The sequence below is a fragment of the Pseudomonas sp. HS6-2 genome, from assembly GCF_049325675.2.
GTDB classification, from domain to species: Bacteria; Pseudomonadota; Gammaproteobacteria; order Pseudomonadales; family Pseudomonadaceae; genus Aquipseudomonas; species Aquipseudomonas putida_N.
The window spans coordinates 1,464,259-1,488,819 of record NZ_CM143906.1; the positions used below are offsets into that span (position 1 = coordinate 1,464,259).

Consider the following 24,561-nt stretch of genomic DNA (forward strand, 5'->3'; position numbering starts at 1 on the left):
GCCATTGCGTCGGGGTTTTTATAGTGATGGCTTTTTGATATATTTCGCGCCCTCAAACCGGAGGGAACCATGAAGAAAGCCGTACTCGCAGTCATCGCCGCAGCCGCAATCGTATCTGGCTGCACTGTTCGTGTTGCAGACATGACGGTGGCCAGCACCAAGAATTACAACATCAACTCCTCGAAGTTTGTGAAGGGACCGCGAGTGATTGGTGAGGATAACTATCCTGTCATCATCTTCCCCACCGGCATCCCTAACATGAAGACCGCTATGGATCATGCGATTCAGAAGGACGAATGTGCTGTGGGCCTTACCGATGTCGTGATGAGCCAGCTGAACCACTCCTTCCTGTTCGGTATGATCGGTTTCCGTGTCGAGGGCGACCTGATCATTGACACCTCTAGGCCGGGGTGTGAGCGCCGAGCCTAAAGCGAAACTATTTCAAGAAGCCCAGCTTTCCCGCTGGGCTTTTTCTTATGCGGATGACACGCTCGGGCAGCCGGGCTAAGTCGGTAGTGGCGTCGATCAAAGCCGTGCGCTCCCTGATCGACTACGCGATGAGAGTCTGGGGTACGTGACCCAGCGATCCAGACCAACAAGCCGGATACGCGCCGGCCCTCCGCAACTTATTCCAAGGCCTCGCCATTTCGCGGGCGCCTTTAATTTCTGACGATCTCCCGATGCCAGTTATCCATTCTCCATTTTTTGCGATAAGCCTAAAATTGTGAGTGGCCATGCCGATACCCTAGGTTCGAATAACCGTTAGGCGTGAAAAAGAGACAATGCGTGACCAGTTTGAGGCTTCCAGGCCTGAACATTTGCTTGCCCGGTTGAATGAAGGCTATTTGGATGTGTCTACCAACCTCGAATGGACTATCTGGCAGCAGGCATGGCAAGCCGCACTAGAACATAAATCATCAGTGCTCGCGGAGCATTCCCCGAAACGAGGTCTGACTGCTGATGAGTTTGAATTTATCAGGCAGTTGTTCGATGTTTCCGAAGCGCAAGGACATGCGAAACTACTTTAGGGTTTGGGCGTGAAGATCGAGCGAACTATTTCAAGCCTCGGCATTTACCGGGGCTTTTCGTTTCTGGAGCATCACCTATGGCCGAGCCGAGTACCGGCGCCCTTGCAGTGACCGGCGTACTTCCCAGCGTCGGCCTGGGTATCCCGATATAGCTATTTATCCCCCTCAATGCGTACATCCGAGATACCCAAATCGGCGACCGCAATGCGCAGATCATCATGTGATAAGCGGCGCGGTGCGCGCATCTCGGACAGGGCGTCAGTGGAGGCATGCAGGCGGAGGAGAGCGGTGAGTACATTGTCTTCGCTCGGCCTAGTAGACCAATCGCAGATCCAAAACCTGGTATGGCCTCTGAGGTTGTAGTCAATGCGGTACTTCATAGGGTGGCTGACCTCCGCCATTGGACGTCGGTTATGCCGAAGCGCTCAGCAACAGGTCGAGAGACCTTCCTGATATCTGAAGCAGTGAATTTAGGAATGACTCCTACGCCAGCTTCGCAGGCCGCCCAGTGCCAAGCCTCAGCGTTATTCATTCGCTCGGCGCGGACGATGAATTCGCGAGCCTCCCCGTGGAGCTTGTAAGCGATTAAAAAAATGTCACTGATCGGCATTTATTAGTTCCCTCTAGTGAGGCCAGATCGGGCAACATTCCTTTTAGCCTCTAGGGGGCTCCTGGGCAAGCATCCGACCGGTTTTACGTCGGTGCACGAATTTTCATTTACGGAGCAAGCAATGGCCCGACCGACCTCGGCCCAGGCGCAGCCACCTCGCTGGGCATAAGGCTCCTCTACTGTTCTCGCTGGGTGGTTGGTCGCCCCAGCCTTCCGCACCCACTCCTAGGCTCGCCACAACGGCGGGCCTTTTCTTTTTCCGCTCCCCGCAAAGGGAGGAATCGAGATGGCCCCGATGCCCGAGAAAGACCCTGGCCTCTGGGCCGCACTCATCGCTTGGGTGATCGCCCACCAGCCGCAGCTCTACGCCGCCGGCCTGTCGGTCGCCATCGCTGTATTCCGCGTGATGTATGGCGGAGGCAACCGTCGGCAGATGTTGCTGGAAGGTGCGCTGTGCGGCCTGATCACCCTAGCCCTGGTGCCGCTGCTCGAATGGATGGGCTTGCCACAGGGTATGGCCACATTCGCCGGCGGCGCTGTCGGGTTCATGGGTGTGGAGAAGCTTCGCGGCTACTCCGACCTTTTCCTTTCTCGCAAGGCTCAGGGGTGATCAATGAGGACGGCAGAGCAATCCCGTATCAAGTACCTGCTCTCCTCGCGGCCTTTGGTCGTCAAGCGCGACGGCATGCACGTTTGCCTGCATGACGCGTTCAGCGGCGAGGTGTTGGCAGGGCAGACCAAGGTCCAGCTGATTCAAGAAGCTGGACAGGTGACGCGGCTGGTCGTTGAGTTCAACTGTGACGGTACTCATGTTCGGCTGGACGGTGAGTGATGGCCTGCAGTGGATGCGCCGCCCGGCGCGAGTGGAGGGACTGAGCAGTGATTCCCATCGATAGATTGAGGCAACAGTTAACCTACGACCCTGCTTCCGGCGTGCTTAGAAGGGTTGTAGGGCCGAACGCGGGCAGGATTGAAGGAGCGAAGAGCTCCAACGGTTATCTGAAGCTTCGCCTGGATGGTGTGAATCTCTACGTCCACCGGGTAGCTTGGGCTCTCGTCCATGGCGCCTGGCCCAGCCATGACATTGATCACATCAATGGTGAGAGAGATGACAATCGGCTCTCGAACCTGCGGGTGCTTAGGCGCCACGAAAACTTGCAGAACATGCGCAAGCGTCGACCTGGCGCAAGCGGCGTCCGAGGGATTACATGGGATAAGCAGACGCAAACCTGGAGGGCTCAGCTGAGCACCCAAGGAAAGCGAATCAACATAGGCCGATTCAAGGATAAAGAGATGGCAGAGGCCGCTTACCTCGAAGCGAAGCGGCGCCATCACCCTTTTTCTGCGGAGGCCGCTTAATGACATGCGCCACTTGTATGAAGCATCGAGAGTGGGCGTTGAAGTGGACAAAGGTAGCGTATGAGCGAGCAAGAAACCTTTTCACACCAGATCGAGCAGCTGAGCCCGAAGAAGGGCGACCTGCTGGTGATCAGCGTTCCATTCCCGATCAAGGCGGAGGTGCGCGAGCGACTGACTCAACACCTGGCGGGGACGGCTGATCGACTCAAGTGTGAGCTGATCGTGCTTGAGGCGGGCATCACTGCTCAGCTGCAACCAAGCGTGAGCGACTTGCTGGCCGAGCAGCGGAAGCAGACTGCGCTACTGGAGCAGATCGCCACCCAGAACCTGGCGCTGATCGAAGCGCTGGCTGACGGTGACGATGTAGATCCTGACGCCGTGCCATTGGCCTACCTGGATGGCACGCCCGTTCACGGTGGCCGCTGATGGCCAGGCTCACGTCCCTCAAGCCACCGATGCAGGCGCAGCCATCAAGGCTGGCGACGGTCAACCCGGAGTCATGGCGAACGGCGAAGGGTACAGCTGCCCAGCGTGGCTATGGGTACAAGTGGCAAGTGGCGCGGGCCGAATGGCTCCAGGCCAACCCGCTGTGCGTGTACTGCCAGCGTGAGGGGCGGGTGACCGCAGGTACTGTCGTCGACCACATCGTCCCGCACAGGGGCGACATGAAGCTGTTCTGGAGCCGAAGCAACTGGCAGACCCTGTGCCGGCATTGTCACGATGTGGTGAAGGCAGCCGAGGAGGCCGCCGGCCAGATCGGTTGATGCACGTCAATGGCGTGCTTCATCTGTTTGAAGCACGTCACTTCCCCGATTTTAAGGGGAGGGGTGGGTGGAGAGTTCATGGCTTTTCGCTTCCAGACCACCCGTCCCCGCACGCGTGAATTTTTTTCCCGTTTCAGAGGTTTTTGTTAATGGCGTTAACATCGAAAAAGCGCCGTTTTGTCGAGTCAAAGGCTGCTGGTGCCTCGAATCGCGAAGCGGCGGAAGCCGCAGGCTATGCGGCGGGCAGCGCTTCGGCAGCAGGTTCTCGACTCGCCAAAGACCCTGACGTTGTTGCCGCCCTGGAAAAGTTAAAGGCGCCCCGAAATGTTAAGCCGGAGCCAGAGCGAGAGGCGTTCGAGTCCGACCCAGCGGGTGACGAGTCGGGCGACCTGGTCGACCTGCCCAACACCGACGATCCGCTCGTTTGGCTGCTGGCGCTGATGAACGATCCCCAGGCCAAGATCTTTGATCGGCGCAATGCTGCCCAGTCGGCGCTCCCGTACTTTCACGGCAAGAAGTCCGGCATGGGCAAAAAGGAACAGAAGCTCGAAGAAGCGGCGAAGGTGGGAGCCAGCGGCAACCGCTTCGGGCTGCGTGAGCGCCACCTGAAGGCCGTCAAATGAAGAAGTGGACTACCGCGTGCCCCGATTGGGAGAGCAGGATCGTCCGTGGCCAGGCACTTGTGCCGGTGGAGCCCATCTTCCCCGAGCAGGCAGAAGATGCTCTCGACGTGTTCTGCAACCTTCGAATGGTTGATGCCGACGGCAGCCCCCTGATGGGGGATACCTGCCGCAGCTGGGTGCTCGACGTTGTGGCCGCGCTCTTCGGCGCGTATGACGCCGACGCCGGCCGCAGGCTGATCACCAACTACTTCCTGATGGTCAGCAAGAAGAACGGCAAGTCGACGATCGCCGCGGGCATCATGCTCACGGCCCTGATCCTGAACACCCGACCCTCTGGCGAGTTCCTGATCCTGGCGCCGACGAAGGAAGCGGCTGACAACGCCTTCAAACCGATCCGAGACATGATCGATGCGGACGAAGACCTGCAGGCCAGGTTCCATGTGCAGGAATACAACCGGATCGTCACCGACAACCTGAACAAGGCAAACCTGAAGGTGGTGGCGGCCGACTCGGCCACTGTCACTGGCAAGAAAGCGACTGGTGTGTTCATCGACGAGCTCTGGGAGTTCGGTAAGCAGGCCAAGTCGGCGAAGATGCTGGTCGAGGCCACCGGCGGCCTGGCGTCACGCCCAGAGGGGTTCGTTTTCTACTGCACCACCCAGTCCGATGAGCCGCCGGCCGGCGCCTTCAAGGCCAAGCTGGACTACGCGCGCAAAGTGCGTGACGGGGAGATAGAGGACCGGCGCTTCCTGCCGGTGATCTACGAGTTCCCGAAAGAGATGATCGAGCGGAACGAGCATCGTGACCTGGCAAACGCCCATGTGACCAACCCCAACTGGGGGCTTTCTGTCGATCAGGAGGTGATCGAGCAGAAGTATCAGGAGGCGCAGGCAGAGGGCGAGGGGGCAATTCGCGGTTTCTTGGCGAAACACCTCAACGTCGAAATCGGGCTTGACCTGCGATCTGACCGCTGGGCGGGCGCTGATCATTGGGAAGCTGGAGCCGAGGCTGGCCTGACTCTGGAGAGCCTGCTGCAGCGCTCTGAAGTGGTCACGGTGGGGATCGACGGAGGCGGCCTTGACGACTTGCTCGGCCTGACTGTGCTCGGTCGCGAGCCCTTCACTCGCCAATGGCTCCACTGGGCGCACGCCTGGGCGCACAACATCGTGTTCGAGCGGCGGAAGGATATCGCCAGTGCGCTGAGGGACTTCGAGAAGGCGGGCGATCTGACCGTCGTTGATCTACCAGGTGATGATGTCCAGCAGGTAGCCGACATCATCTGCGACATCAGGGACCGCGGCCTGCTGCCGGAGAAGCTGGCAATCGGCGTGGACTCGGCCGGTATCGGCGACATCGTCGACGAGCTCACCACCCAAGAGCGCGGGATCACCATGGAACAGATCGTGGCCATCTCGCAGGGCTGGAAGCTCAACGGCGCGATCAAGACGACCGAGCGCAAAGTGGCCGGGGGCGAGCTGGTCCACTGCGGCAGCGCGCTGATGAACTGGTGCGTCGGTAATGCCCGTGTCGTTCCGCAAGGCAATGCCATCACGATCACCAAGCAGGCCAGCGGCTCGGCGAAGATCGACCCGTTGATGTCGACATTCGATGCTGTTTCGCTGATGGCGCTGAATCCGGAAGGCTCTGGTGATCTCCAGGGCTTCTTTGATAACCCGATCATGGTAGGAATCTGATGGCCGACAAGAAACCGGGCCGGGTGAAGGCTGCGCTGCAAAACTGGCTCGGGGTGCCCATCGGCCTGAAGGACGGCGCATTTTGGCAAGAATGGTTCGGCAGCTCTGCATCTGGTAAGCACGTATCGGTCGACAAGGCCATGCAGCTGTCCACGGTATGGGCGTGTGTAAGGCTGCTGTCAGAGTCCGTCTCTACCCTGCCGCTCAAGCTTTACCGGCGCCTTCCCGATGGATCACGCGAGGTCGCCAAAGACCATCCGCTGTTCCGCGTGCTTTGTCGCATCCCGAACGCCGAGATGACCCCGCAGCGCTTCATGCTGCTGGTGGTAGCGAGCATCTGCCTTCGAGGCAATGCGTTCGTCGAGAAGAAGATGATCGGCAGCCGGATCATCGCCCTGGTGCCGCTTCTGCCCCAGTCCATGAGGGTGAAGCGGCAGGATAACGGGCGCCTGAAGTACACCTACAACGAGAATGGCGTGGACCGCGACATTCCCGAGAAGAACCTGATGCACATCCGTGGCTTTGGCCTGGACGGGGTGTGCGGGATGCTTCCGGTCACCACCGGGCGCGAGATCTTCGGCTCGGCGATGGCGATCGAGGAAGCCGCGGCGAAGGTGTTCGCACAGGGCATGCAGGCGTCCGGCATCCTGAGTAGCGACGCCAAGATCACGCCCCAACAGCGCGAGCAGCTGCGGGCCAGCATGCAGGCGTTCATGGGATCGAAGAACGCCGGCAAGATCATGGTGGCGGAAGCGGGCTTCAAGTATCAGGGCATTACGATGAACCCTGAGGCGGCCCAGATGCTGGAGTCCAGGTCATTCGGAATCGAGGAAATGTGCCGCTGGTTCCGCGTGCCACCGTTCATGGTTGGGCATATGGACAAGCAGTCGAGCTGGGCTGCCTCAGTTGAGGCGCAGAACCTGCACTTCCTCACCAACAGCCTACGTCCGTTGCTGGTCAACATCGAGCAGGAGATCACTCGCTGCCTGATCGGTGAAGCCGATGCTGAAGACTACTTCGCTGAGTTTGCGGTGGAAGGCCTACTGCGCGCGGACAGCGCCGGCCGCGGCGCCTGGTACAACACGGCCCTGCAAAATGGCTGGATGTCCCGCAACGAGGTGCGCCGACTGGAGAACCTGCCGCCTATACCGGGTGGCGACACCTACACGGTCCAGTCTGCACTGGTGCCCCTAGATCAGCTCGGGAAGCCGAGTGCAGGCGTCTCGCCAGCGGCCTCGGCATTCATGCTGCGGTTGGTCTCGGCGCGCAATAACGATGACCGAGAGGCCATCGACAAGGCGGTCGAGCTTGCATCCCAGGCTCTGGAAGCCGGGAACCCAGACGGACCCATGATGGCCCACGCGCTGATATCGATGCCGCTGCTCAAAGCGGCCTGACCTGGAGTAACCCATGACTCTCAAGACACTACCGGCGGCGCCGGCGGTGCGACCGCACGCGCGCGTCGAGTCCGACCTACTGCCGAAGGCCATGGAGCGCTGGAATCCAGCGATCAAGGCGGCGGCCGGTGACGACTCCACCACCATCACCATGTACGACCCGATCGGCATGGACTGGTGGACGGGCGAGGGCGTCACCGCCAAGCGTGTCAGTGCTGCACTTCGCAGCATCGGCGACAAAGACATCACCGTGAAGATCAACAGTCCCGGTGGCGATGTTTTCGAAGGCTTGGCGATCTACAACCTGCTGCGCGAGCACAAGGGCAAGGTGACCGTACAGGTGCTTGGCCTGGCAGCCTCGGCGGCATCGTTCATTGCCATGGCTGGCGATGAAATCCAGATCGCCCGAGCCGGCTTCATGATGATCCACAACGCTTGGACCATTGCTGCAGGGGACCGAAACGACTTCACCGAAGTCGCTGACTTCCTCGACCAGATCGACGGCACCCTGGCAGACATCTACTCGGTCAGGACCGGCGATGAGGCCGCAGCGATGCGCGCCCTTATGGACGTCGAGACGTGGATGGGCGGCAGCGCGGCTGTCGACGCCGGCTTCGCTGACGGGCTTCTCCCATCGGATGCCGCGCAGGAAGACCCGCAAGCCAGGGCGCCGCACCAGATCGCAGCTCGCCGATTGGACGCGATTCTGGCCAAACAGGGCATGCCCCGCTCCGAGCGGCGGTCCCTCATTCAAGAACTCAAGGGTGGTACGCCAGGCGCTGCCCCCTCCGGTACGCGCAGCGCTGCCGAAAACCAGGCCGATCTGGCCACCCACTTTGCCGAACTACAGGCCGCCATGTCGCGGTTCTCGGCAGCAGCCCTCAAGTAACCGGAGACAATCCCATGGCAGACAATACCGCTGACCTGCTCAAGCAGGTTTCCGCCGAGCTCAAACAGGCCACCAGCGATTTCAGTAAACAGGCCGAAAACGCCCTGGCCGAGGCCAAGAAGGCCGGCAGCCTGTCCGAAGAGACCAAGGCCGCCGTCGATGAGATGGCCACCAAGTTCAACAGCCTGACCGAGGCCGAGAAGCAGCTGAAAGCCCAGCTTGGCGAGCTCGAACAGGAGTTCGCACGCCTGCCTTCGCCAGGCACCCCGCAAACCCAGGACAGCCTCGGCGGCGTGGTGATCAAGAGCGAAGCTCTCAAACAGTTCGCGGCCAGCATCGAGGGCGGCAAGCGCGTCAACATCCCGGTCAGCGCCGCGCTGCTGTCCACCGATGTTCCCGCCGGCATCGTCGAGCCTCAGCGCCTGCCTGGGATCGACACCGCGCCGAAGCAGCGGCTGTTCATCCGCGACCTGATCGCCCCGGGTCGAACTACCGCCCCGGCGATCTTCTGGGTGCAGCAGACCGGTTTCACCAACGCCGCCAAAGTCGTGGCCGAGGGCACTGCCAAGCCGTACTCGAGCATCGAATTCGCGTCGAAGCTCACCGCGGTATCGACCATCGCCCACATGTTCAAGGCCTCCAAGCAGATCTTGGACGACTTCGCCCAGCTGGGTTCGACCATCGACGTAGAAATGCGCTACGGCCTCAAGTACGTCGAAGAGCAGGAGATCCTGTTCGGTGACGGCACTGGCGTGCACCTGCACGGCATCGTCCCTCAGGCCTCGAAATATGTCCCGGCCTTCGAGGTGGAGGATCGTTCGGGCATCGATGATCTCCGCCTGGCGATGTTGCAAGCCCAGCTGGCGCGCTTGCCGGCTTCCGGCCATGTCCTGCACTTCATGGACTGGGCCAAGATCGAGCTGACCAAAGATACGCTGGGCCGCTACATCCTCGCCAACCCGCTGGGCCTGGCTGGCCCTGTGCTGTGGGGGCTGCCTGTTGTGGCTACCGAGGTCGCTGCTTTCATGGGCAAGTTCCTGACTGGCGCATTCCAGACCGGCGCTCAGTTGTTCGACCGCGAAGACGCCAACGTGGTCATCTCGACCGAGAACGCCGACGACTTCGAGAAGAACCTGATCTCGATCCGTTGCGAAGAGCGTGCCGCCTTGGCGGTGAAACGTCCGGAAGCGTTCATCTTCGGTGACTTCGCCGCGCCGGTCGCCCCGTAACCCTGAACGAGGGCCGCCCCATCGGCGGCCCCTGGAGGCATTCATGAAACTGAAGACCCTGAAACCTCTGTACCTGGGCGGCCAGACGCTGGTTGCGGGAACGTCCTTCGAAACCATCGAGCAGCACGGGCGCCAGTTGATCCAGAAGGGCTATGCCGAGCTGGACGACTCCGAAGGCGAGGTGGTGGTGACCATTTCGCATGAAGATGCTGCTGGCGCTGGCGTACTGACCACCGACAGCCTGGGCGCCGCTACTCTGCCGATCGCGCAGCCAGTCGCCGCCTTCAAGGCGAAGCACAAGGGCGCAGGCAAGTACATCGTCGTGGACGCCGAAGGCAATCAGGTTGGCGAGTTCTCCGGAAATCAGGAAGAAGCCCACGCGGAAGCTGAGCGGCTGAGCGCCGGCGGCGAGCCGGTGCAGGCCGAGGACTGACCCATGCCAGTAATCGCCATCGATCTGGCCATGCATCACCTGCTGGCCGAGCCGGAAGACCAGGTGCTGGTCGAGGCGCAACTTGGCGCGGCGGAGGATGCGGCGATGAATTTCCTCAATCGTCGTTTCTACCTGGATCAGGTGGCTCTCGACCAGGCCCGCGCCGGCGTATCGGCTTCGATGCAGCAAGCCAGGGAGGCAAACGCGGCGGCGGTTGCTGCTGCTGATGGCGAGCAGGATCATACACTGCGCTGCCGCCTGCTTGAGCATGCCCGCCAGGCGCTGGCCGACGCCTACGATCAAGCCGACGCCGTCGCCTACGGCATGGTAATCAACCCTGCGATCCAGGCTGCTTGTCTGCTGAAGCTGGGTCACCTGTTCGCCAACCGTGAGGAAGTGGTAACCGGGACGACCGCAGTCGAGTTGCCGCTGGCGTCCCAGCACCTGCTGATGCCGTACCGCATCCGGATGGGTGTGTGATGCAGGCCGGTAAGCTCCGGCACCGCATCGACATCGAGGAAATGACCATTCCCCGGGATCCGGTTACCGGTGAATACGGCGAACCCCAGTGGTTGGCGCGCTGGACGAAGTGTCCGGCGCGTGTCGAGCCGCTATCGGCCCGCGATCTGGTGGCGGCTCAGGCAGCCCAGTCCGAAGCCACGGCGAGAATGGTGATCCGATACCGGCCCGGCCTGCTGCCCACTATGCGCATCGTTTACCGCGATGAGGTTTACAGCATGGAGGGGCCGCCCTTGGCGGATCCCAACTCGGGGCTGGAGTACCTGACGATCCTGGTATCGAAGGGGGTGAAAGATGGCTGACGGTATCAGTGCCAGCCTGCAGGGGTTGAAGGCTGCCACCGACAAGATGGTTGGCCTGGCTCCCAAGCTGCGCCGCAGTGGCCTGCGTAAGGCTGCCCGGCAGGCCATGAACATCGTCAGGGACGACGCCAAGGCGCGGGCGCGGACGCTCGACGATCCAGAAACCGCCGAGAAGGTCTGGAAGAACATCGTCACCCAGGAATCTGCCCGCCAGGGGCGGCGCGAAGGCGGCGTGGTGATGAAGGTCGGTGTTCGCGGTGGCGCCAGTTCCAACCAACACAGCCAGGACGCCAGCGGCAATCCCGGCGGCGACACCCGACACTGGCGCTACCTGGAGTTCGGCACCCAGCACAACCCGCCCGCCCCATTCATGCGGCCGGCGTTCTCCACGAACGTCAACGCCGTGACTGAGCGCTTCGTGCAGGTGTTCGCTCAGGAAATCGACGCAGCACTGTGAGGAATCCATGGAAGCGCCAATTTTCGCCGTTTGCTCGGCAGACCCCGGGGTGGCCGCGCTCATCGGCTCAGGCATCGATTGCCGCCTGTATTCCTTCGGGGAAGGGCCGGAAAAACCGCTGAAGCCATATGTCGTCTGGAGCGTGATTTCCGGTAGTCCTGAGAACTACCTGGCCGGCAGGCCAGACACCGACGGCTTCACCCTGCAGCTGGACGTGTATGCCGCAACCGGCGCGCCGGTGCTGGCCGTCACCAAGGCGCTGTGTGCAGCGATCGAGCCGCGCGCCTATGTCGTCCGCTGGGGAGCCACTGACCGCGACCCGGATACCAAGGACTTCCACCGAAGTTTCGACGTGGACTGGATAGTCCCCCGATGAACCAACCGAGCCCGCCCAGTGCGGGCTTTCTTTTACCCGACAGGAGACCACCATGTCGATTTTGACCCAAGGCACCCAGGTCTTTGCCCTGGTACCGCCTGCCACCGGTACCGGCCCGATGACCGTGATGGAGGTGGAGTGCGCCACCGCCTTCAACCCCGGCGGCTCCCCCAAAGAGCAGATCGAGGATACCTGCCTCAGCTCCGACGAACGCACCTACAAGCCGGGGCTTCGTACTCCGGGCCAGGCTTCGTTGACCATCAACGCTGATCCGAAAAGCCCGAGCCATGTCCGGCTGCATCAGCTGTCCGAGGCAAATGGTGACACCACCTTGAAATGGGCAGTGGGTTGGTCCGACGGCCCGCGGGATGCTGAAGGTAAGCCGACCGCGCTGCCGACAGTAAACGCAGACGGCGATGACTTCGAGTTGCCAGCGAGTCGAACCTGGTTCTTGTTCCAGGGCTATGTCGCTGACTTCCCCTTCGACTTCGCCGCCAACACCGTGGTCAGCACCGCGGTTTCCATCCAGCGCTCGGGCGGCTCCGCCTGGGTACCGAAAACCGCTTAAGGGGTAACCATGGATCTCGCGCAACTGAAGAAGAAAGGGGGCGTCATCGCCGACGCCCTGGTGCCGAAGGAAGTCGAGTGGAAGCACGCCGACAAGAACGGCAAGCCCATCACCGACAAGTTCACCGTGCACGTGCGCCGGCACGCCTTCGGCGTCATGGAGGCCATGTTCGCCGGCGGCGAGGCCGAGCGCTTCAAGAACGCCCGCTACCTGGCCGCCTCGATCATGCTGGGCAAGGACGGCACCGAGGAGCTGCCGTTCGATGATGCCGTCAACCTCGACTCGGCCCTGGGCATCGTCCTGCTCAATGCCGTCAACGAGGTGAACAACCCGCCGGCAAAGAGCTAACCCTGGCCGACGAACTGTGGCATGAATTGGTTCTGAATGGAGTGGGTGGGAATACGATCGCCGAGGCAAAGGCCACGCTTTCCTATGCGGAAGTGCTGGCCTGGGTCGCTTACCGAGACAAGCACGGATCGCTAAACGTTGCGCGCCGAGCCGAGCTCACCGGAGCCCTAATAGCGCTGCAGATCAACCGCGGCGCTGGTGGAAAATCGGAGCTGTACGATTTCATGCCACATCACCCTCGGCCGGGGACTTCACTGGAACAGGCAATGGCGGAATGGAACTGACGTGGTAGATTCCTTCATTTTGCCAGGAGGCAATCATGAGGAAGGTATTTACGGCAGCCGCTGTGCTCGCTTTGTCCGCTTGCGCGAGCTACGGGAAACCGGTTACCCAGGCACAGCTGGATGCTATTCAGCAGGGAACGACGACCCGCGACGATCTGGTTGCCAGCTTCGGCAAGCCACTGGCTGTGACAAAGAACTCTGACGGCACCCAGATCATGTCTTGGGGTTACTCGTATGTTGGCTTCGCTGGGAGCAACTACAAGAGCCAGGGGCTGAGCGTGATACTCGACTCATCCGGCAAGGTAGTCAGCTACACAACAACCGATATGGCGAACCCATATCAGTAATGAATTAACAAAGCCCGCTTCGGCGGGTTTTTTTTCGCCTGGAGGAAAGCATGGCGAGTCGCTCCCTGGGCACACTGACGCTCGACCTGATCGCCAGGATTGGCGGTTTCCAGCAGGGCATGGATCAAGCCGCCAGATCAACTCAGAGGAGCATGGCTCATGTTGAGCGTCACGCGGACAGTGCTTCAGCGGCCGTCATGTCCTCTTTCAAAGCCATCGCCGGTGCCGCTGCTGCATATCTTGGCGCCCAGCAGATCGTCCACTATTCGCAGGCGTGGGTTGGCGTCCAAAACCGAATCAAGCAAGTTTCGGAAACCTTCGAAGATTTTTCCAGACAGTCCCAAGCAGTCTTCTCGATCGCGCAGAACTCTCAGTCGTCGCTGGACGCAACTGCGGAGCTCTACCAACGCATCGCAGCGTCCTCCGGCCAGCTTGGCGCAAGCCAAGAGAAAATCGCCCAGGTAACGCAGAACATCAGTAAAGCAATGTCCGCGAGCGGTATTTCTGCGGAAGCGGCCCAGGGCGCCTTGGTGCAATTGGGCCAAGCATTTGCCTCCGGCGTGCTTCGCGGGGAAGAATTGAACTCTGTCCTTGAGCAGGCACCAGGCCTGGCACAGGCGATTGCAGATGGTCTTGGTGTCGCGCGCGAGTCTCTTCGCTCTATGGGCGAGGCAGGAAAGCTGACCTCCAAGGAGGTGTTCGCCGCGATCCTCAACCAGACCAGGGCGATTGATGATTCGTTTGCGCGATCGCAAACCACCATCTCCGGAGCCTTCCAGGTGATGGAGAACAGCGCAATGAGGGTGATTGGCACGCTTGACGAGTCGCTTGGGGTGACGAAAACCTTCGTAAGCTCAGTCCTTGAGCTATCCAAGGCATGGGACACCAATGGCGTTCAAACCTATACCCAGTTGCTGAAAACCGGGCTCTATGTGGCTCTGGCGCGTGTGGCTACCGGTTTTGTAAATGCCAGCGCTGCAAAATGGGCGGACTTCCAGGCCACTAAACAGCAGACTTACATGACCTCGGTCGCCGCTGCCGGAGAGCTGCGCAGGGCGGAGGCGGTTCGTGCTGGGGCTGCTGCTGATGTGGAAGCCGCGGCACGGGCTGTGGCGAGCGCTAAAGCTAGGGTAAGCGCCGATCGCCAGGTCTTGGCCTCGGACGTTTCTAGGCTGCAATCAGTTCAGGCAGCATTGGCTGCTGAGAAAGTGCTGGAAGCCCAAAGGCTCCAAGCGCAGATCACCGATGTTGGCCGTCAACAGGCGGTGGCAAGAATGGCCGAGTTGCGGCTGGCTGAGGTTGCGATTACCAATCAGCTTGCAGCGGCAGAGGCAAAACTGGCAGCCACGACGCTTGCAACATCTGCTCAGATGACTGCGGCGATCAATCAGCAAACGGTGGCCAAGGAAGCCCTGGCCGTGGCGACCACACAGGTTACCGTTGCCCAGACGGCATCGACTGTAGCAATGGGAGCATGGTTCTCGGCCGCCACCACAATGGGCGCTGCTCTCGTGACGCTGCGGACAGCTGGCGCAGCTGTATTGCGCATGGCCGCCGGATGGCCAGGCCTGATTCTAACCGTCGGCGCGCTGGCGCTGTCCTTCATCGACTTTGGCGATAAAGCCGAGGAGGGCGCTGGCAAGGCGGCGAACGCCTTCGAGGATGCCTCGACGCGCATTCGGCAGGCCTCCAGGTCGATGCTGCCAGAGAACCTGAGCACCCAGTCCTACGACCAGCTGCAGGATCGGCTGAAAGGTCTGCAGGCCGAGCTCAAGGAAACCGAAAAGCTGCAGGAGCGCTTCCAGAAAGGGGTCGACGACAAGAGCGATGTACCGTTCGAAACGTCGCTCGATGCCTCGAAGGAGAAAGCTGACGCGCTCAAGCTGGCCATCCAGTCGGTGCAGAAGGAGCTGAACAGCTCCCGCCTGGCGTCTGACAAGGAGGGCAGCACCTACCTCAAGAATCTAGAAAAACAGGCAGTTGTCGCGGGCAAGCTGACCGAGGTCGAGAAGCTGCGGGCGCAGATCGCCGCCGGCGCAGTGAAGTTTTCGCCGGACGACGAGAAAAAGGCCCTGAATGCCGCCGCCGCAATCGACAAGGCGAACAAGGCTTTGAAGGAGTCGAAGGCGGGCGACAAGGATAGCAAAGCTCTAGGCCGCCGCTTTGAAGACATGGAAGAGGGATATCAGCGACAGATCGAGCTGATCAACACAACGACCGACAAGCGCAAGAACGCCACCGAAGTAGATAAGTTGGCCTTCGAGATCTCGGCGGGGAAGTTGGAGGGCGTTAACGCACAGCAGCGTAAGCGACTGGAAGGACTGGCGGCAGAGTTGGACGCCAAGAAGGCTCTGCTCAAAGCAGATCAGGATGCCAAAAAGCTCGCTGCGCTCCAGTTCAACCTCGGTGAGGATAACCGAACTGCCAAGGAAGGCCTGGACATGGAGCTTGCTGGCGCTGGCCAGGGCGACAAGTACCGCGAACGCTTCCGAGAGATTCTGTCCATTGAGCAGGATTTCAACAAGCAGCGTCGCGAGATGTACAAGGAGTACAAAGAGGCGGTACTTGCTGAAGATCCGGACGCAGAGGCGAATTACAAGAAAGAGACCGATGCTCTCGACAATGCCCTGGCGATTCGCCTTGAGCATCAGCGTAACTTCTACGAGCAGCAGGACGAGATGCAGGGCAATTGGCTCAATGGCGTGCGAGATGCGTGGCAGAACTTTGCTGATGAAGCGAAAAACTACTCCGCCATGGCTTCCGATGCCACGAGCTCTGTTCTCGGGAGTGCCAGAAGCGAGCTCAGTTCGTTCATGTCGGATGTGGCCACTGGTTCGAAGGATGCCGGCGACGGATTGATCGACATGGTGACAGGCTTCGCCAAGTCATTCGTTCAGGCTCTGTCAGACATGGCGGCGCAATGGCTTGTTTACCAGGCCGTGCAGTTAACGGTCGGCAAGACGACTCAAGTGTCAGCAGGGCTGGCGATGGTTGCCAATGCGCAGGCTACCGCGTTTCAGGCGAGCCTGGCTGCGTTCGCGTCTACTGCAGCAATACCGATCGTTGGCCCGGCAATGGCTCCCGCAGCCGCAGCGGCTGCCGCTGCTACTGCAGCACCTTTGGTGGCCGGCGTAGCGTCTAGCGCTTTGATGGGCATGGCGCACGACGGTATCGACAACATCCCCCGAGAAGGTACCTGGCTGCTCGATGGCGGCGAGCGCGTGCTTAACCCGAACCAGAACCAGGACCTGACCCAGTACTTGCGTAATGCGAACAACTCTGACGCCGGCAGCGGAGGGGGCGGCGGTGTCACCATCAACGCCCCTGTCACTGTCCAGGCGCAGCCCGGCATGAGTGACGACGCCGCGCGCCGGCAGGGTGAAATGATGGCCAAGGGGCTGGAGGAGCAGATGGAGCAGGCGATCTACAAGGCCACCCAGCAGGGCGGCATTCTCTGGAGACGGTGATGGCGGAAACGTTCAGCTTCTGCACCCGGGTGGGTGCGGCTGGTGAGATCAAGCAGCGGGTGTGGGAGAACGACTTCGGTGACGGTTACACCCAGGCCGGCGGTACCGGGATCAACACCAAGACCCAGGAGTGGTCGCACAAGGCCGTGGGCAGCCTCGACGCCGGCGAAGAACTGCGCCTGATGCGCGACTTCCTCGACCGGCACGAAGGCTACAAGTCCTTCCTCTGGACGCCGCCGGGCGGCACGCAGGGCCGGTACAAGGCCAACGGCTACAAGCTCGACCCGAAGGGCGCCGGGCTCTTCGAGATCAGCTTCACCATGAAGCAGACATTCACCCCCTACTGACCCCGCACTGCGGGGTTTTTCTTTCTGAGGCCCCATGACATTCGAATCCGATATCCAGAAGCTCGAGCCGGGCAACCAGATCCGGCTGTTCGAAGTGGACGCGACGCGCCTGGGCGGCAACATCATGCGCTTCCACGGCCACGCCCAAGAGGCCGACATCATCTGGCAGGGCCAGCTGTACTCGGCGATGCAGCTGGAAGCCAAGGGCTTCGACATCCGTGGCGACGGCCGGCCCGCCACGCCGACGCTGCAGCTGGTCAACGAAATCAACGGGGTGAGGGGCGCGGTCACCGCGCTGTGCCTGGCCCTGAAGGACCTGGTCGGCTCCAAGGTGAAGGTCATCGAAACCTTCCGGCACTTCCTCGATGCGGCCAACTTCCCCGACGGGAACCCGGAGGCGTCCAACCAGGCGCGGGAAAACCTCTGGTACATCGAGCAAAAGACCGATGAAGACCGCCAGCAGGTGACGTTTCAGCTGTCCAGCCCGCTGGATATGGGCGGCATCATGCTGCCGAGCCAGCAGATCACCAAGTTGTGCCGCTGGGCCTGCCGGGGTCAGTACCGGGGCGAGGCTTGCGCCTACACCGGCGCGGCCATGTACACCAAGCAGGACGAGCCCACCGACAACCCGGCGCTCGACCGCTGCCCGGGGCGCTGGAAGAGCTGCAAGCTCCGCGGCAACACCCGCCGTTTCGGCGGCTCCATGGGCGCGAGCCTGATCGCCAGTTCGAGGTAATCGATGCGCATCAACCAGACATTGCAGGCCGCGATCCGCGAGCATGCCGAACGCGAGTACCCGGCCGAAGCCTGCGGGGTGCTGATCAAGACCGACCAGGGGCGTAGCTACGTGCCTTGTCGCAACCTGGCGAAGACGCCGCGGGAGAACTTCCGCCTGCACCACGAGGACCTGGCCAACGCCGAAGACCAGGGCGAGCTGCTGGCGATCGTGCACAGCCACCCCGACGCTGCACCCATGCCGAGCATGGCCGACCTGGTCAGCTGTGAATTGCACGAGGTGCCTTGGGGTATCGTCGGCTGGCCCGGCGGCGATATGCAGTGGTTCAAGCCGTCCGGCTACCAGGCCCCGCTGCTGGGCCGTGAGTTCGCCCACGGCTTGCTCGACTGCTGGGGCGCCTGCCGCGACTGGTACGCCCGCGAGGCCGGCCTGGTGCTGCCCAACTTCGAACGGGATGACCTGTGGTGGGAGCAGGAGGATGGCCCGAGCCTGTACGAGGCGAACTTCGCTGGCGCCGGCTTCTACCAGGTGGACGTGCCGCAGCGTGGCGACATGCTGGTGTTCATGGTGCCATCGCCTGGCCGGCCGTGCTTCCACCCGAACCACGCGGCCATCTACCTGGGTAGTCAACCGGACCTTACCAGTGAGCCGGCGGCATCGCTCGGCGGTAGCGGGCCATTCATCTACCACCACATGGCCGGCCGAGCCTCGACCCGCGAGGTGTACGGTTGGTCGATGGCCAGCCGCTGCCGGCTGATCCTGCGGCACAAGGACTACCAGCCATGAAGCGCACGGTGAAACTGTACGGTGTGCTGCGCAAGCACTTCGGGCGCGAGTACTTTCTGGATGTTAACAGCACCCGCGACGCCATCCAGGCCCTGTGCAACATGGTCCCGGGCTTCGAAAAATTCCTGTCCAACGGCGAGGAGCGGGGCTTGGTGTTCACCGTATTCTCCGGCAACCGGAACCTGTCGGCCGACGATCTGGATCTGAAAGGCGACGATGCTGGCGACATCCGCATCGCGCCGATCATCCAGGGCAGCAAGCAGGCAGGGCTATTCACGACCATTCTCGGCGCGGTGCTGATTGTCGCTGGCGCCTTCACATTCGGGACAACCTCTGCGATCGGCGTTGGCATGATGGTCGGCGGCGCTGCCATGGCTGCGGCGGGCGTCGTGCAAATGCTTTCACCCACCCCGAAGACCGGCAGCCTCGACCGCAACGAGGATGGCAACAATCCCAGCTATGGCTTCGGTGGCGCGGTAACGACGATTGCTCAGGGCAACCCCTATCCGCTGTTGTACGGCGAGCGGGAGATCGGCGGGGCCGTCGAGTCCGGGGGGATTTACACGCAAGACCGGCTTTGACCGGCGGCAACACCTGACCCGCTTCGGCGGGTTTTTTCGTTTTTGGAGAGTGGAATGGGTCAAGCACTGAAGCGCGCGCCGCGGCGCGCCACTGCAACCAGCAAGCGGCAGGTGGCCGGCAGCAAGGGCGGTTCCGCCAAGCAGAAGCAGCCCAGCATCGCGTCCAACAGCGTTCCGTCAATCGCCACGGTGCGGATGCTCTACCTGTGGAGCTGGGGGCCAATCGTCGGCCCGGTGAACGACCTGCGCTCGGTGAAGCTGGACGGTACGCCAGTCATGGCGGAAGACGGCACCCTCAACTATCCGGGCGTCAAATGGCAGTTCCGCTCCGGTGAGCTGAACCAGGAGCGCATGACCGGCATCAGCGAGTCGAGCAACGAGATCGCGGTCGGCCAGCAGCTGCTCAGCACCACGCCCTACATCTACACCATCACCAACTCGATGCTGGACGCAGTGCGCCTGCGCTTTTCGTGGCCGCAGCTGCAGTCCCAGGACTCCGGCGGCAACATCGATGGCGTGCGCATCGAGTATGCGGTCGACGTGTCCACCGACAACGGCCCTTATCAGCAGGTGCTGGTCTCCGAGGTCAATCGCAAGAACGTCACCAAGTACGAGCGCTCGCACCGCATCGAGCTGCCCGCCGGCTCCCGCTGGGCGATCCGTGCGCGCCGGATCACGCCGGAGGCAAACAGCTCGCTGGTGCAAGACGGGATGTACGTCGAGGCCATCGCCGAGGTGGTCGACAGCGATCAGGAATACCCGCTGACCGCTGTCAGTTGCGTGGAGTACGACGCCGAGCAGTTCGGCGGTGACATCGCCAAGATCGCCGTGCTGATGCGCGGGAGGATCGTGCGCGTCCCGATGAACTACGACCCGGTGACCCGCACCTACGCCACCAGCGGCGCCGGCACCACCAACGGTGTCTGGGATGGTACCTACAAGGAGGCCTACACCAACAATCCGGCCTGGGTGTTCTACGACCTGGCCCTGCACCCGTACTACGGCCTGGGCGACCGCATCGACGCGACCATGATCAACCGCTGGTCGCTGTACCGCATCGGGCAGTACTGCGACCAGCTGGTGCCGGATGGGAAGGGTGGCGAGGAGCCGCGCTTCACCTGCAACCTGTACCTGCAGAAGCAGGCCGAGGCCTGGGCGGTGCTCCAAGACCTGGCCGCCATCTTCCACGGCCTGGCCTTCTGGGACGGCAGCCAGATCACCGTCAACGCCGACATGCCACAGGACCCCGTGTACAACTACACCCTGTCGCAGATCCTCGACGACGGCGCGGTCAAGTACACCGGCAGCAAGCTGCGCGAGCGGCACAGCCAGGCCATGGTGTCGTTCGATGACCCGGATCGTGGCTACGACACCGACAAAGAGCCGGTATTCGATGAAGATGCCATCGCCGAGTACGGCGTGCGCGAGATCTCCGTGGAGGCGGTAGGGTGCACGTCACGCGGCCAGGCCCAGCGCGCCGGCCAGTGGGCGCTCATGACCGAGCAGCTGCAGCTGCGCGGTGCCAGCTTCCGCGTCGGCCTGGATGGCTACATCCCGAAGCCGGGCAAGGTGGTCACCCTGTCCGACCCGATGCTGGCAGGCCGCGCCAATGGTGGGCGTATCGCCGCCGTGGTCGGGCGCGTCGTGACGGTCGACCGTGACATCGAGGTGCCGACTGGTGCCCGCCTGCTGGTCAACCTGCCCAGCGGCAAGTCCGAGGCGCGCCAGGTGCGCTCTGTGGCCGGCCGCCAGATCACTGTCATGGCGGACTTCAGCGAGGTGCCGCAGCCTGAATCCGGCTGGGTGCTGGACTTCGATGATCTGAAGCTGATGCAGTTCTACGTGCGCAACGTCACGCGCCCGGAATGGCACCAGTTTCAGCTGGAATGCATCCAGTACGAGCCGAGCAAGTTTGACGCCATCGACTACGGCACGGTTATCGATGACAGGCCAATCAGCGTGCTGCCGCCAGGCGTGCAGGACGCCCCGGCGCGGGTGCTGATCAGCAGTCATTCCGCTGTGGACCAGGGTATTGCCGTCACCACCATGACGATCTCGTGGGATGCGGCACCTGGTGCTGTGGCTTACGACGTCGAGTGGCGCTGGGGTTCGCGGGACTGGGTGAAGGTGCCAAGAACCGGCGAGCTTGCCGCCGATGTGCGTGGCGCATATGCCGGCCAGTACCTGGCCCGCGTGCGCGCGGTCAGCGCTATGGATGTTTCGTCAATCCCGACCACCTCCATACTGACCAACGTCGCCGGCAAGACCACGCCACCGCCGGCGGTCACCCACCTGACGACCAAGCCGTTGGTGTACGCCATCGGTCTGGCGTGGGGTTTCCCTGCTGGCGCGGAGGACACCGAACGCACGGAGATTTGGTACAGCACCTCCAGCTCCCGCGAGGACGCCATCAAGTTGAGCGACTTCGCCTACCCGCAGAAGGATCATACCCTGCAGCTTGGCGCGGCCGGCGTGCAGTACTTTTTCTGGGCGCGCCTGGTCGACCGTACCGGCAACATCGGTCCCTGGTACCCGACTGGAGTCGGTGTGAGCGGTGCGACGAGCAGCGACGAGTCCGAGTATGAGGAGTATTTCAAGGACAAGATCGGCAACGGCGCCTTGTACCCTGAACTGCGCGAAGACATCGCGCTGATCACCGCACCGCCGACCGTGCCTGGCTCGGTCAACCAGCGCGTGGAGGGCGTGCGCGCCGACCTGGGCGAGCAGATCACCGAGGTGAGCAACCACGTCAACGACGTGCAGAGCGAGCTGCAGCGGCAGATCGACACAATTGCCGACCTGGCCGACTCGATGCCGTACAAGCCAGACCAGGCCTACACCGCTGGCCAGGGTGTGCTGGGTGCCGATGGAAAGCTGTACCAGGCCAAGGGCGCTGTGCCGGCCGGCAACCCGCCGCCGAACACCACCTACTGGATCGACGTCGGTCAGGCGGTGCAGACGGCGAACGGCACGGCGGCGCGGGTGGGTACGCTGGAAACGACCGTCACCGAGCTGAACGGCGAAGTGGACGCGCAGGCCCAGCAGCTCGACGGCCTGCGAACCAGCATCGCCGGAAAGGCTGATTCGTCAGTGGTCGACAGCCTGTCGAGCCGTGTCACGCAGAACGAGCAGGGCCTTTCGAGCCAGGGGCAGGCCATGACCGGCCTGCAGAACAGCCTGAACACCACCAACCAGAACGTCAGCGCAGCGCAGAAGGCGGCCGATGATGCGGCAACCCTAGCCGGGAGCAAAGGCAAGACGATCGTTCAAGCTACAGCCCCAGCCGTGGCTGACCGGCTGCCACAGAACCTGTGGATCGATATCACTGGCGGGGCCAACACGCCGAAACGCTGGAACGGCACCGCCTGGGTTGCGGTCACGGACAAGGTTGCAACGGACGCCGCTGCCGCGGCTGCCAGCGCGCTTACCCAGGTAGCGACCAAGGCCGACGCTTCGACGGTGCAGTCCTTGAGCAACACCGTAGACCAGCAGGGCGCGGCGATCACCGCCAATGGCCAGGCGATCACCAACGTCAACGCCTCGCTGAATCAGGTGGGTGGCGAGAACCTGTTGTACAACCCATCGTTCGACGTGCCTAGCACCACCGGGTCCAATGCCGGGAACATCGCAGACGGGTGGGGATGGCGAAAGACTACCCCGGTGGTCGTAACTCCGACACTGCGTGACTCCGACTTGGGGGCCGAGGGCAAGTGTCAGCGTCTCGACCTGTCCGGTTTGTCGGTAGGCACGGGCACCGACTACATCGACTTCGTTCCAACGTCGACGAATCCGGACAACCGGCCAGCGATCTATGAAGGGGTAGTTGGGACCGCTTCTGTGCACGTTCGCGGTAACACGGGTTTGCTCTGCCAGATCTACCTGCAATACAAGGATGCGGCAGGGGTAACCATTGCTACTCATGGGCCAGGAAACTTCAACCTCACGCCCGCGTATCAGCGCGCTGTGTTCACTGGCACTGCAGCTCCGGCCGGTTCAGTTCGCGTGGATGTACTCTTCAGGCTTCGTTCCTCGGTCGGCGCAGCAGGGATTGCAGCCGGCTTCGTGGACCTCGACAAGGCGCAGTTCGAGCACAGTTCGGTCGTGACTGGGTGGCGTGATAACGGCAAGGCAAACGCGGCGGCTGCAGCTGCAAATGCTTCTGCCACCACGGCCCTCACGGGGCGCGTAGCGTTGACAGAACAGGGCTTGACCAGCGCATCCAACCAGCTGACCCAGTTGGACAACAGCATTGGGGATGTCGGCGGCGAGAACCTGTTCTACAACCCAACTTTCAACAAAGCGGGGACAGGTACTGATATCGCGGATGGCTGGGCTACCGAGGGGCCTGCGACCAGCGTCGAATCTCTGGTCACTTCCTGGCTGAATGCAGGTGAGAAGGCAGTACGTGTTGAGGTATCCGCCGTTGGCACCGGCACGCCGTACAAATCCATTCGCCCAACTGGTGGCACGAAAGATCGCAGACCAATGGTGGCCGAAGGGCAAACCATTGCAACGTCTATCTATCTTCGCGGCACCGCTGGCTTGGGGTTCAGGTTCTTCATTCAATGGATCAATGCGGCCGGCTCCGTGGTTAGCGCTCCTAACTCGGGGATGTTTACCATCACCGCAGCAGGCAAGCGTGAGCAGTTCAGCGCCGTCGCGCCCGCTGGGGCGGTGACTTGCTACGTCTACCTGCGTATCTACAGCGCCACTGGCGCGGTAACTGCTGGATACGTGGAGATGGCGCGGCCGCAGTTCGAGTACGGTACTCGTGCCACTGGATGGCGAGACAACGGCCAGGTGAACGCGGCCAACATCGGTGCCACGTCGGCAGCAGTAGACAGCCTGTCGTCGGCTGTCGACCAGCAGGGCAGCACCCTGACCAGCGTCGCCGGCCGCACCACGACGCTGGAAAACGCGGTGAACAGCACCACCAATGGCCTGGCCACAAAAGCCTCAGCCTCGGCGCTGGACGCGGTGACGAACCGGGTATCTGCGGCAGAGGGCGTGAACGCCAGTCAGTCCGCCAGCATCACCGACCTGACCAATACCGTCGGCGCGATTCAGAGCGGCCTGGGTGCCTCCGGGCTTGATCCGGCGCCGGGAGCGGCTTGGCAGTTCGATACCACTGTCGAGGGGTGGTCGGGTGTGAACGCGACGCTGGCGGCCAATACGGGCTTCGTCAAGATCACGCCGACTACCGCTGACCCCCAGCTGCACAGCCCGACAGCGTCGGCAGCTATCGACGGCAAGACCTACACCAGGGTCAGGGTTGGCCTGACGCGCCGCGGCGGCTCGGCCTGGACCGGCACGTTGTACTACTCGACCAGCTCTCACGGGTTTGCGACGAGTTATCGGGCCAGCGCAGCGAACCCGAACATCGCAATCGGGCAATCCGCCGTTGTGGAATGGAACAT

The 24,561-nt window shown here is 62.0% G+C and carries 27 protein-coding genes and 1 pseudogene; 27 read left to right on the plus strand and 1 reads right to left on the minus strand.

From position 1 onward, the window contains the following. Positions 1-69: 69 nt before the first annotated feature. Together ACOKS3_RS06925 and ACOKS3_RS06930 are read left to right on the plus strand one after the other, a co-directional pair. Entirely contained in the window at positions 70-429 is a 360-nt protein-coding gene (locus ACOKS3_RS06925; RefSeq protein ID WP_103446276.1) for a hypothetical protein, read from the plus strand. 353 nt (positions 430-782) lie between these two features. After that, entirely contained in the window at positions 783-1,028 is a 246-nt protein-coding gene (locus ACOKS3_RS06930) for a hypothetical protein (protein WP_146048962.1), read from the plus strand. Positions 1,029-1,404: 376 nt separating this feature from the next. On the opposite strand, the gene ACOKS3_RS06935 is transcribed toward ACOKS3_RS06930, so the two are convergent. Continuing rightward, a complete protein-coding gene (locus ACOKS3_RS06935) occupies positions 1,405-1,638 on the minus strand; it encodes a DUF6555 family protein (RefSeq protein ID WP_054886663.1) in 234 nt (77 codons plus the stop codon). Positions 1,639-1,924: 286 nt separating this feature from the next. Here ACOKS3_RS06935 and ACOKS3_RS06940 point away from each other — a divergent pair, with 286 nt between their 5' ends. The 25 genes and pseudogenes from ACOKS3_RS06940 to ACOKS3_RS07060 form a co-directional block, all read left to right on the plus strand. Continuing rightward, positions 1,925-2,248, plus strand: a complete 324-nt coding sequence (locus ACOKS3_RS06940) for a phage holin, lambda family (RefSeq protein WP_047594930.1) — start codon at positions 1,925-1,927, stop codon at positions 2,246-2,248. Positions 2,249-2,251: 3 nt separating this feature from the next. After that, positions 2,252-2,470, plus strand: coding sequence for a hypothetical protein (locus tag ACOKS3_RS06945; protein ID WP_103446278.1), 219 nt, complete (start codon positions 2,252-2,254; stop codon positions 2,468-2,470). Between the two features lie 188 nt (positions 2,471-2,658). Beyond that, the gene (locus ACOKS3_RS06950; RefSeq protein ID WP_225785886.1) at positions 2,659-2,997 is read left to right on the plus strand and encodes an HNH endonuclease signature motif containing protein; all 339 of its coding nucleotides are present in this window, start codon (positions 2,659-2,661) and stop codon (positions 2,995-2,997) included. Between the two features lie 60 nt (positions 2,998-3,057). Further along, positions 3,058-3,423 (plus strand): hypothetical protein, encoded by a 366-nt coding sequence (locus tag ACOKS3_RS06955; RefSeq protein WP_103446279.1) that lies wholly within the window; start codon positions 3,058-3,060, stop codon positions 3,421-3,423. Beyond that, on the plus strand, positions 3,423-3,761 hold the full coding sequence (locus ACOKS3_RS06960; RefSeq protein WP_009685291.1) for an HNH endonuclease: 339 nt from the start codon (positions 3,423-3,425) through the stop codon (positions 3,759-3,761). Before ACOKS3_RS06955 ends, ACOKS3_RS06960 begins: the two co-directional genes overlap by 1 nt. Positions 3,762-3,910: 149 nt before the next feature. Beyond that, on the plus strand, positions 3,911-4,384 hold the full coding sequence (locus ACOKS3_RS06965) for a terminase small subunit (protein WP_103446280.1): 474 nt from the start codon (positions 3,911-3,913) through the stop codon (positions 4,382-4,384). Further along, positions 4,381-6,078 carry a terminase large subunit gene (locus ACOKS3_RS06970; RefSeq protein ID WP_103446281.1) on the plus strand — a complete coding sequence of 566 codons (1,698 nt, stop codon included), beginning with the start codon at positions 4,381-4,383 and terminating at the stop codon, positions 6,076-6,078. The genes ACOKS3_RS06965 and ACOKS3_RS06970 overlap by 4 nt, the downstream gene beginning before the upstream one ends. Continuing rightward, positions 6,078-7,475, plus strand: coding sequence for a phage portal protein (locus tag ACOKS3_RS06975; protein WP_258035841.1), 1,398 nt, complete (start codon positions 6,078-6,080; stop codon positions 7,473-7,475). The genes ACOKS3_RS06970 and ACOKS3_RS06975 overlap by 1 nt, the downstream gene beginning before the upstream one ends. A gap of 13 nt (positions 7,476-7,488) precedes the next feature. Next, on the plus strand, positions 7,489-8,364 hold the full coding sequence (locus tag ACOKS3_RS06980; RefSeq protein WP_103446283.1) for a head maturation protease, ClpP-related: 876 nt from the start codon (positions 7,489-7,491) through the stop codon (positions 8,362-8,364). A 14-nt stretch (positions 8,365-8,378) separates the two neighbouring features. Continuing rightward, positions 8,379-9,593, plus strand: coding sequence for a phage major capsid protein (locus ACOKS3_RS06985; RefSeq protein WP_103446284.1), 1,215 nt, complete (start codon positions 8,379-8,381; stop codon positions 9,591-9,593). A gap of 43 nt (positions 9,594-9,636) precedes the next feature. Beyond that, positions 9,637-10,026, plus strand: coding sequence for a DUF7210 family protein (locus ACOKS3_RS06990; protein WP_103446285.1), 390 nt, complete (start codon positions 9,637-9,639; stop codon positions 10,024-10,026). 3 nt (positions 10,027-10,029) lie between these two features. Continuing rightward, complete coding sequence (locus tag ACOKS3_RS06995) at positions 10,030-10,506, plus strand: head-tail connector protein (RefSeq protein ID WP_103446286.1); 477 nt, start codon at positions 10,030-10,032, stop codon at positions 10,504-10,506. Next, positions 10,506-10,847, plus strand: coding sequence for a phage head closure protein (locus tag ACOKS3_RS07000; RefSeq protein ID WP_103446287.1), 342 nt, complete (start codon positions 10,506-10,508; stop codon positions 10,845-10,847). Before ACOKS3_RS06995 ends, ACOKS3_RS07000 begins: the two co-directional genes overlap by 1 nt. Then, positions 10,840-11,304 carry an HK97-gp10 family putative phage morphogenesis protein gene (locus ACOKS3_RS07005; protein WP_103446288.1) on the plus strand — a complete coding sequence of 155 codons (465 nt, stop codon included), beginning with the start codon at positions 10,840-10,842 and terminating at the stop codon, positions 11,302-11,304. The genes ACOKS3_RS07000 and ACOKS3_RS07005 overlap by 8 nt, the downstream gene beginning before the upstream one ends. 7 nt (positions 11,305-11,311) lie before the next feature. Beyond that, on the plus strand, positions 11,312-11,680 hold the full coding sequence (locus ACOKS3_RS07010; RefSeq protein ID WP_103446289.1) for a DUF3168 domain-containing protein: 369 nt from the start codon (positions 11,312-11,314) through the stop codon (positions 11,678-11,680). A 52-nt stretch (positions 11,681-11,732) separates the two neighbouring features. Next, entirely contained in the window at positions 11,733-12,248 is a 516-nt protein-coding gene (locus ACOKS3_RS07015; protein ID WP_103446290.1) for a phage tail tube protein, read from the plus strand. Positions 12,249-12,257: 9 nt separating this feature from the next. After that, positions 12,258-12,596: a phage tail assembly chaperone family protein, TAC gene (locus ACOKS3_RS07020; RefSeq protein ID WP_054886651.1), complete on the plus strand. Its 339-nt coding sequence runs from the start codon at positions 12,258-12,260 to the stop codon at positions 12,594-12,596. Positions 12,597-12,610: 14 nt separating this feature from the next. After that, positions 12,611-12,880 (plus strand): phage tail assembly protein T, encoded by a 270-nt coding sequence (locus ACOKS3_RS07025; protein ID WP_371418630.1) that lies wholly within the window; start codon positions 12,611-12,613, stop codon positions 12,878-12,880. Between the two features lie 35 nt (positions 12,881-12,915). Further along, positions 12,916-13,227, plus strand: coding sequence for a hypothetical protein (locus tag ACOKS3_RS07030; RefSeq protein ID WP_103446292.1), 312 nt, complete (start codon positions 12,916-12,918; stop codon positions 13,225-13,227). A gap of 50 nt (positions 13,228-13,277) precedes the next feature. After that, the gene (locus ACOKS3_RS07035; RefSeq protein WP_103446293.1) at positions 13,278-16,694 is read left to right on the plus strand and encodes a phage tail tape measure protein; all 3,417 of its coding nucleotides are present in this window, start codon (positions 13,278-13,280) and stop codon (positions 16,692-16,694) included. Beyond that, positions 16,694-17,041, plus strand: a complete 348-nt coding sequence (locus tag ACOKS3_RS07040; RefSeq protein ID WP_103446294.1) for a phage tail protein — start codon at positions 16,694-16,696, stop codon at positions 17,039-17,041. The genes ACOKS3_RS07035 and ACOKS3_RS07040 overlap by 1 nt, the downstream gene beginning before the upstream one ends. A gap of 34 nt (positions 17,042-17,075) precedes the next feature. Further along, complete coding sequence (locus ACOKS3_RS07045) at positions 17,076-17,777, plus strand: phage minor tail protein L (protein WP_029885683.1); 702 nt, start codon at positions 17,076-17,078, stop codon at positions 17,775-17,777. A gap of 3 nt (positions 17,778-17,780) precedes the next feature. After that, positions 17,781-18,563, plus strand: a complete 783-nt coding sequence (locus tag ACOKS3_RS07050) for a C40 family peptidase (RefSeq protein ID WP_029885684.1) — start codon at positions 17,781-17,783, stop codon at positions 18,561-18,563. Further along, entirely contained in the window at positions 18,560-19,144 is a 585-nt protein-coding gene (locus ACOKS3_RS07055; protein WP_103446295.1) for a tail assembly protein, read from the plus strand. Before ACOKS3_RS07050 ends, ACOKS3_RS07055 begins: the two co-directional genes overlap by 4 nt. Positions 19,145-19,198: 54 nt before the next feature. Next, positions 19,199-22,324, plus strand: a pseudogene (locus tag ACOKS3_RS07060) (TipJ family phage tail tip protein); the annotation flags it as partial. Positions 22,325-24,561: the final 2,237 nt, after the last annotated feature.

Bases quoted from the DNA above. Each gene is read 5' to 3' on its own strand.
- ACOKS3_RS06960 (WP_009685291.1), top strand. From the start codon at position 3,423: ATGGCCAGGCTCACGTCCCTCAAGCCACCGATGCAGGCGCAGCCATCA.
- ACOKS3_RS07000 (WP_103446287.1), top strand. From the start codon at position 10,506: ATGCAGGCCGGTAAGCTCCGGCACCGCATCGACATCGAGGAAATGACC.
- ACOKS3_RS06990 (WP_103446285.1), top strand. From the start codon at position 9,637: ATGAAACTGAAGACCCTGAAACCTCTGTACCTGGGCGGCCAGACGCTG.
- ACOKS3_RS06930 (WP_146048962.1), top strand. From the start codon at position 783: ATGCGTGACCAGTTTGAGGCTTCCAGGCCTGAACATTTGCTTGCCCGG.
- ACOKS3_RS06975 (WP_258035841.1), top strand. From the start codon at position 6,078: ATGGCCGACAAGAAACCGGGCCGGGTGAAGGCTGCGCTGCAAAACTGG.
- ACOKS3_RS06985 (WP_103446284.1), top strand. From the start codon at position 8,379: ATGGCAGACAATACCGCTGACCTGCTCAAGCAGGTTTCCGCCGAGCTC.
- ACOKS3_RS06940 (WP_047594930.1), top strand. From the start codon at position 1,925: ATGGCCCCGATGCCCGAGAAAGACCCTGGCCTCTGGGCCGCACTCATC.
- ACOKS3_RS06935 (WP_054886663.1), bottom strand. From the start codon at position 1,638: ATGCCGATCAGTGACATTTTTTTAATCGCTTACAAGCTCCACGGGGAG.
- ACOKS3_RS07005 (WP_103446288.1), top strand. From the start codon at position 10,840: ATGGCTGACGGTATCAGTGCCAGCCTGCAGGGGTTGAAGGCTGCCACC.
- ACOKS3_RS07055 (WP_103446295.1), top strand. From the start codon at position 18,560: ATGAAGCGCACGGTGAAACTGTACGGTGTGCTGCGCAAGCACTTCGGG.
- ACOKS3_RS06925 (WP_103446276.1), top strand. From the start codon at position 70: ATGAAGAAAGCCGTACTCGCAGTCATCGCCGCAGCCGCAATCGTATCT.
- ACOKS3_RS07030 (WP_103446292.1), top strand. From the start codon at position 12,916: ATGAGGAAGGTATTTACGGCAGCCGCTGTGCTCGCTTTGTCCGCTTGC.
- ACOKS3_RS07040 (WP_103446294.1), top strand. From the start codon at position 16,694: ATGGCGGAAACGTTCAGCTTCTGCACCCGGGTGGGTGCGGCTGGTGAG.
- ACOKS3_RS07020 (WP_054886651.1), top strand. From the start codon at position 12,258: ATGGATCTCGCGCAACTGAAGAAGAAAGGGGGCGTCATCGCCGACGCC.
- ACOKS3_RS06955 (WP_103446279.1), top strand. From the start codon at position 3,058: ATGAGCGAGCAAGAAACCTTTTCACACCAGATCGAGCAGCTGAGCCCG.
- ACOKS3_RS06995 (WP_103446286.1), top strand. From the start codon at position 10,030: ATGCCAGTAATCGCCATCGATCTGGCCATGCATCACCTGCTGGCCGAG.
- ACOKS3_RS06945 (WP_103446278.1), top strand. From the start codon at position 2,252: ATGAGGACGGCAGAGCAATCCCGTATCAAGTACCTGCTCTCCTCGCGG.
- ACOKS3_RS07035 (WP_103446293.1), top strand. From the start codon at position 13,278: ATGGCGAGTCGCTCCCTGGGCACACTGACGCTCGACCTGATCGCCAGG.
- ACOKS3_RS06980 (WP_103446283.1), top strand. From the start codon at position 7,489: ATGACTCTCAAGACACTACCGGCGGCGCCGGCGGTGCGACCGCACGCG.
- ACOKS3_RS07015 (WP_103446290.1), top strand. From the start codon at position 11,733: ATGTCGATTTTGACCCAAGGCACCCAGGTCTTTGCCCTGGTACCGCCT.
- ACOKS3_RS06970 (WP_103446281.1), top strand. From the start codon at position 4,381: ATGAAGAAGTGGACTACCGCGTGCCCCGATTGGGAGAGCAGGATCGTC.
- ACOKS3_RS07010 (WP_103446289.1), top strand. From the start codon at position 11,312: ATGGAAGCGCCAATTTTCGCCGTTTGCTCGGCAGACCCCGGGGTGGCC.
- ACOKS3_RS07045 (WP_029885683.1), top strand. From the start codon at position 17,076: ATGACATTCGAATCCGATATCCAGAAGCTCGAGCCGGGCAACCAGATC.
- ACOKS3_RS07050 (WP_029885684.1), top strand. From the start codon at position 17,781: ATGCGCATCAACCAGACATTGCAGGCCGCGATCCGCGAGCATGCCGAA.
- ACOKS3_RS06965 (WP_103446280.1), top strand. From the start codon at position 3,911: ATGGCGTTAACATCGAAAAAGCGCCGTTTTGTCGAGTCAAAGGCTGCT.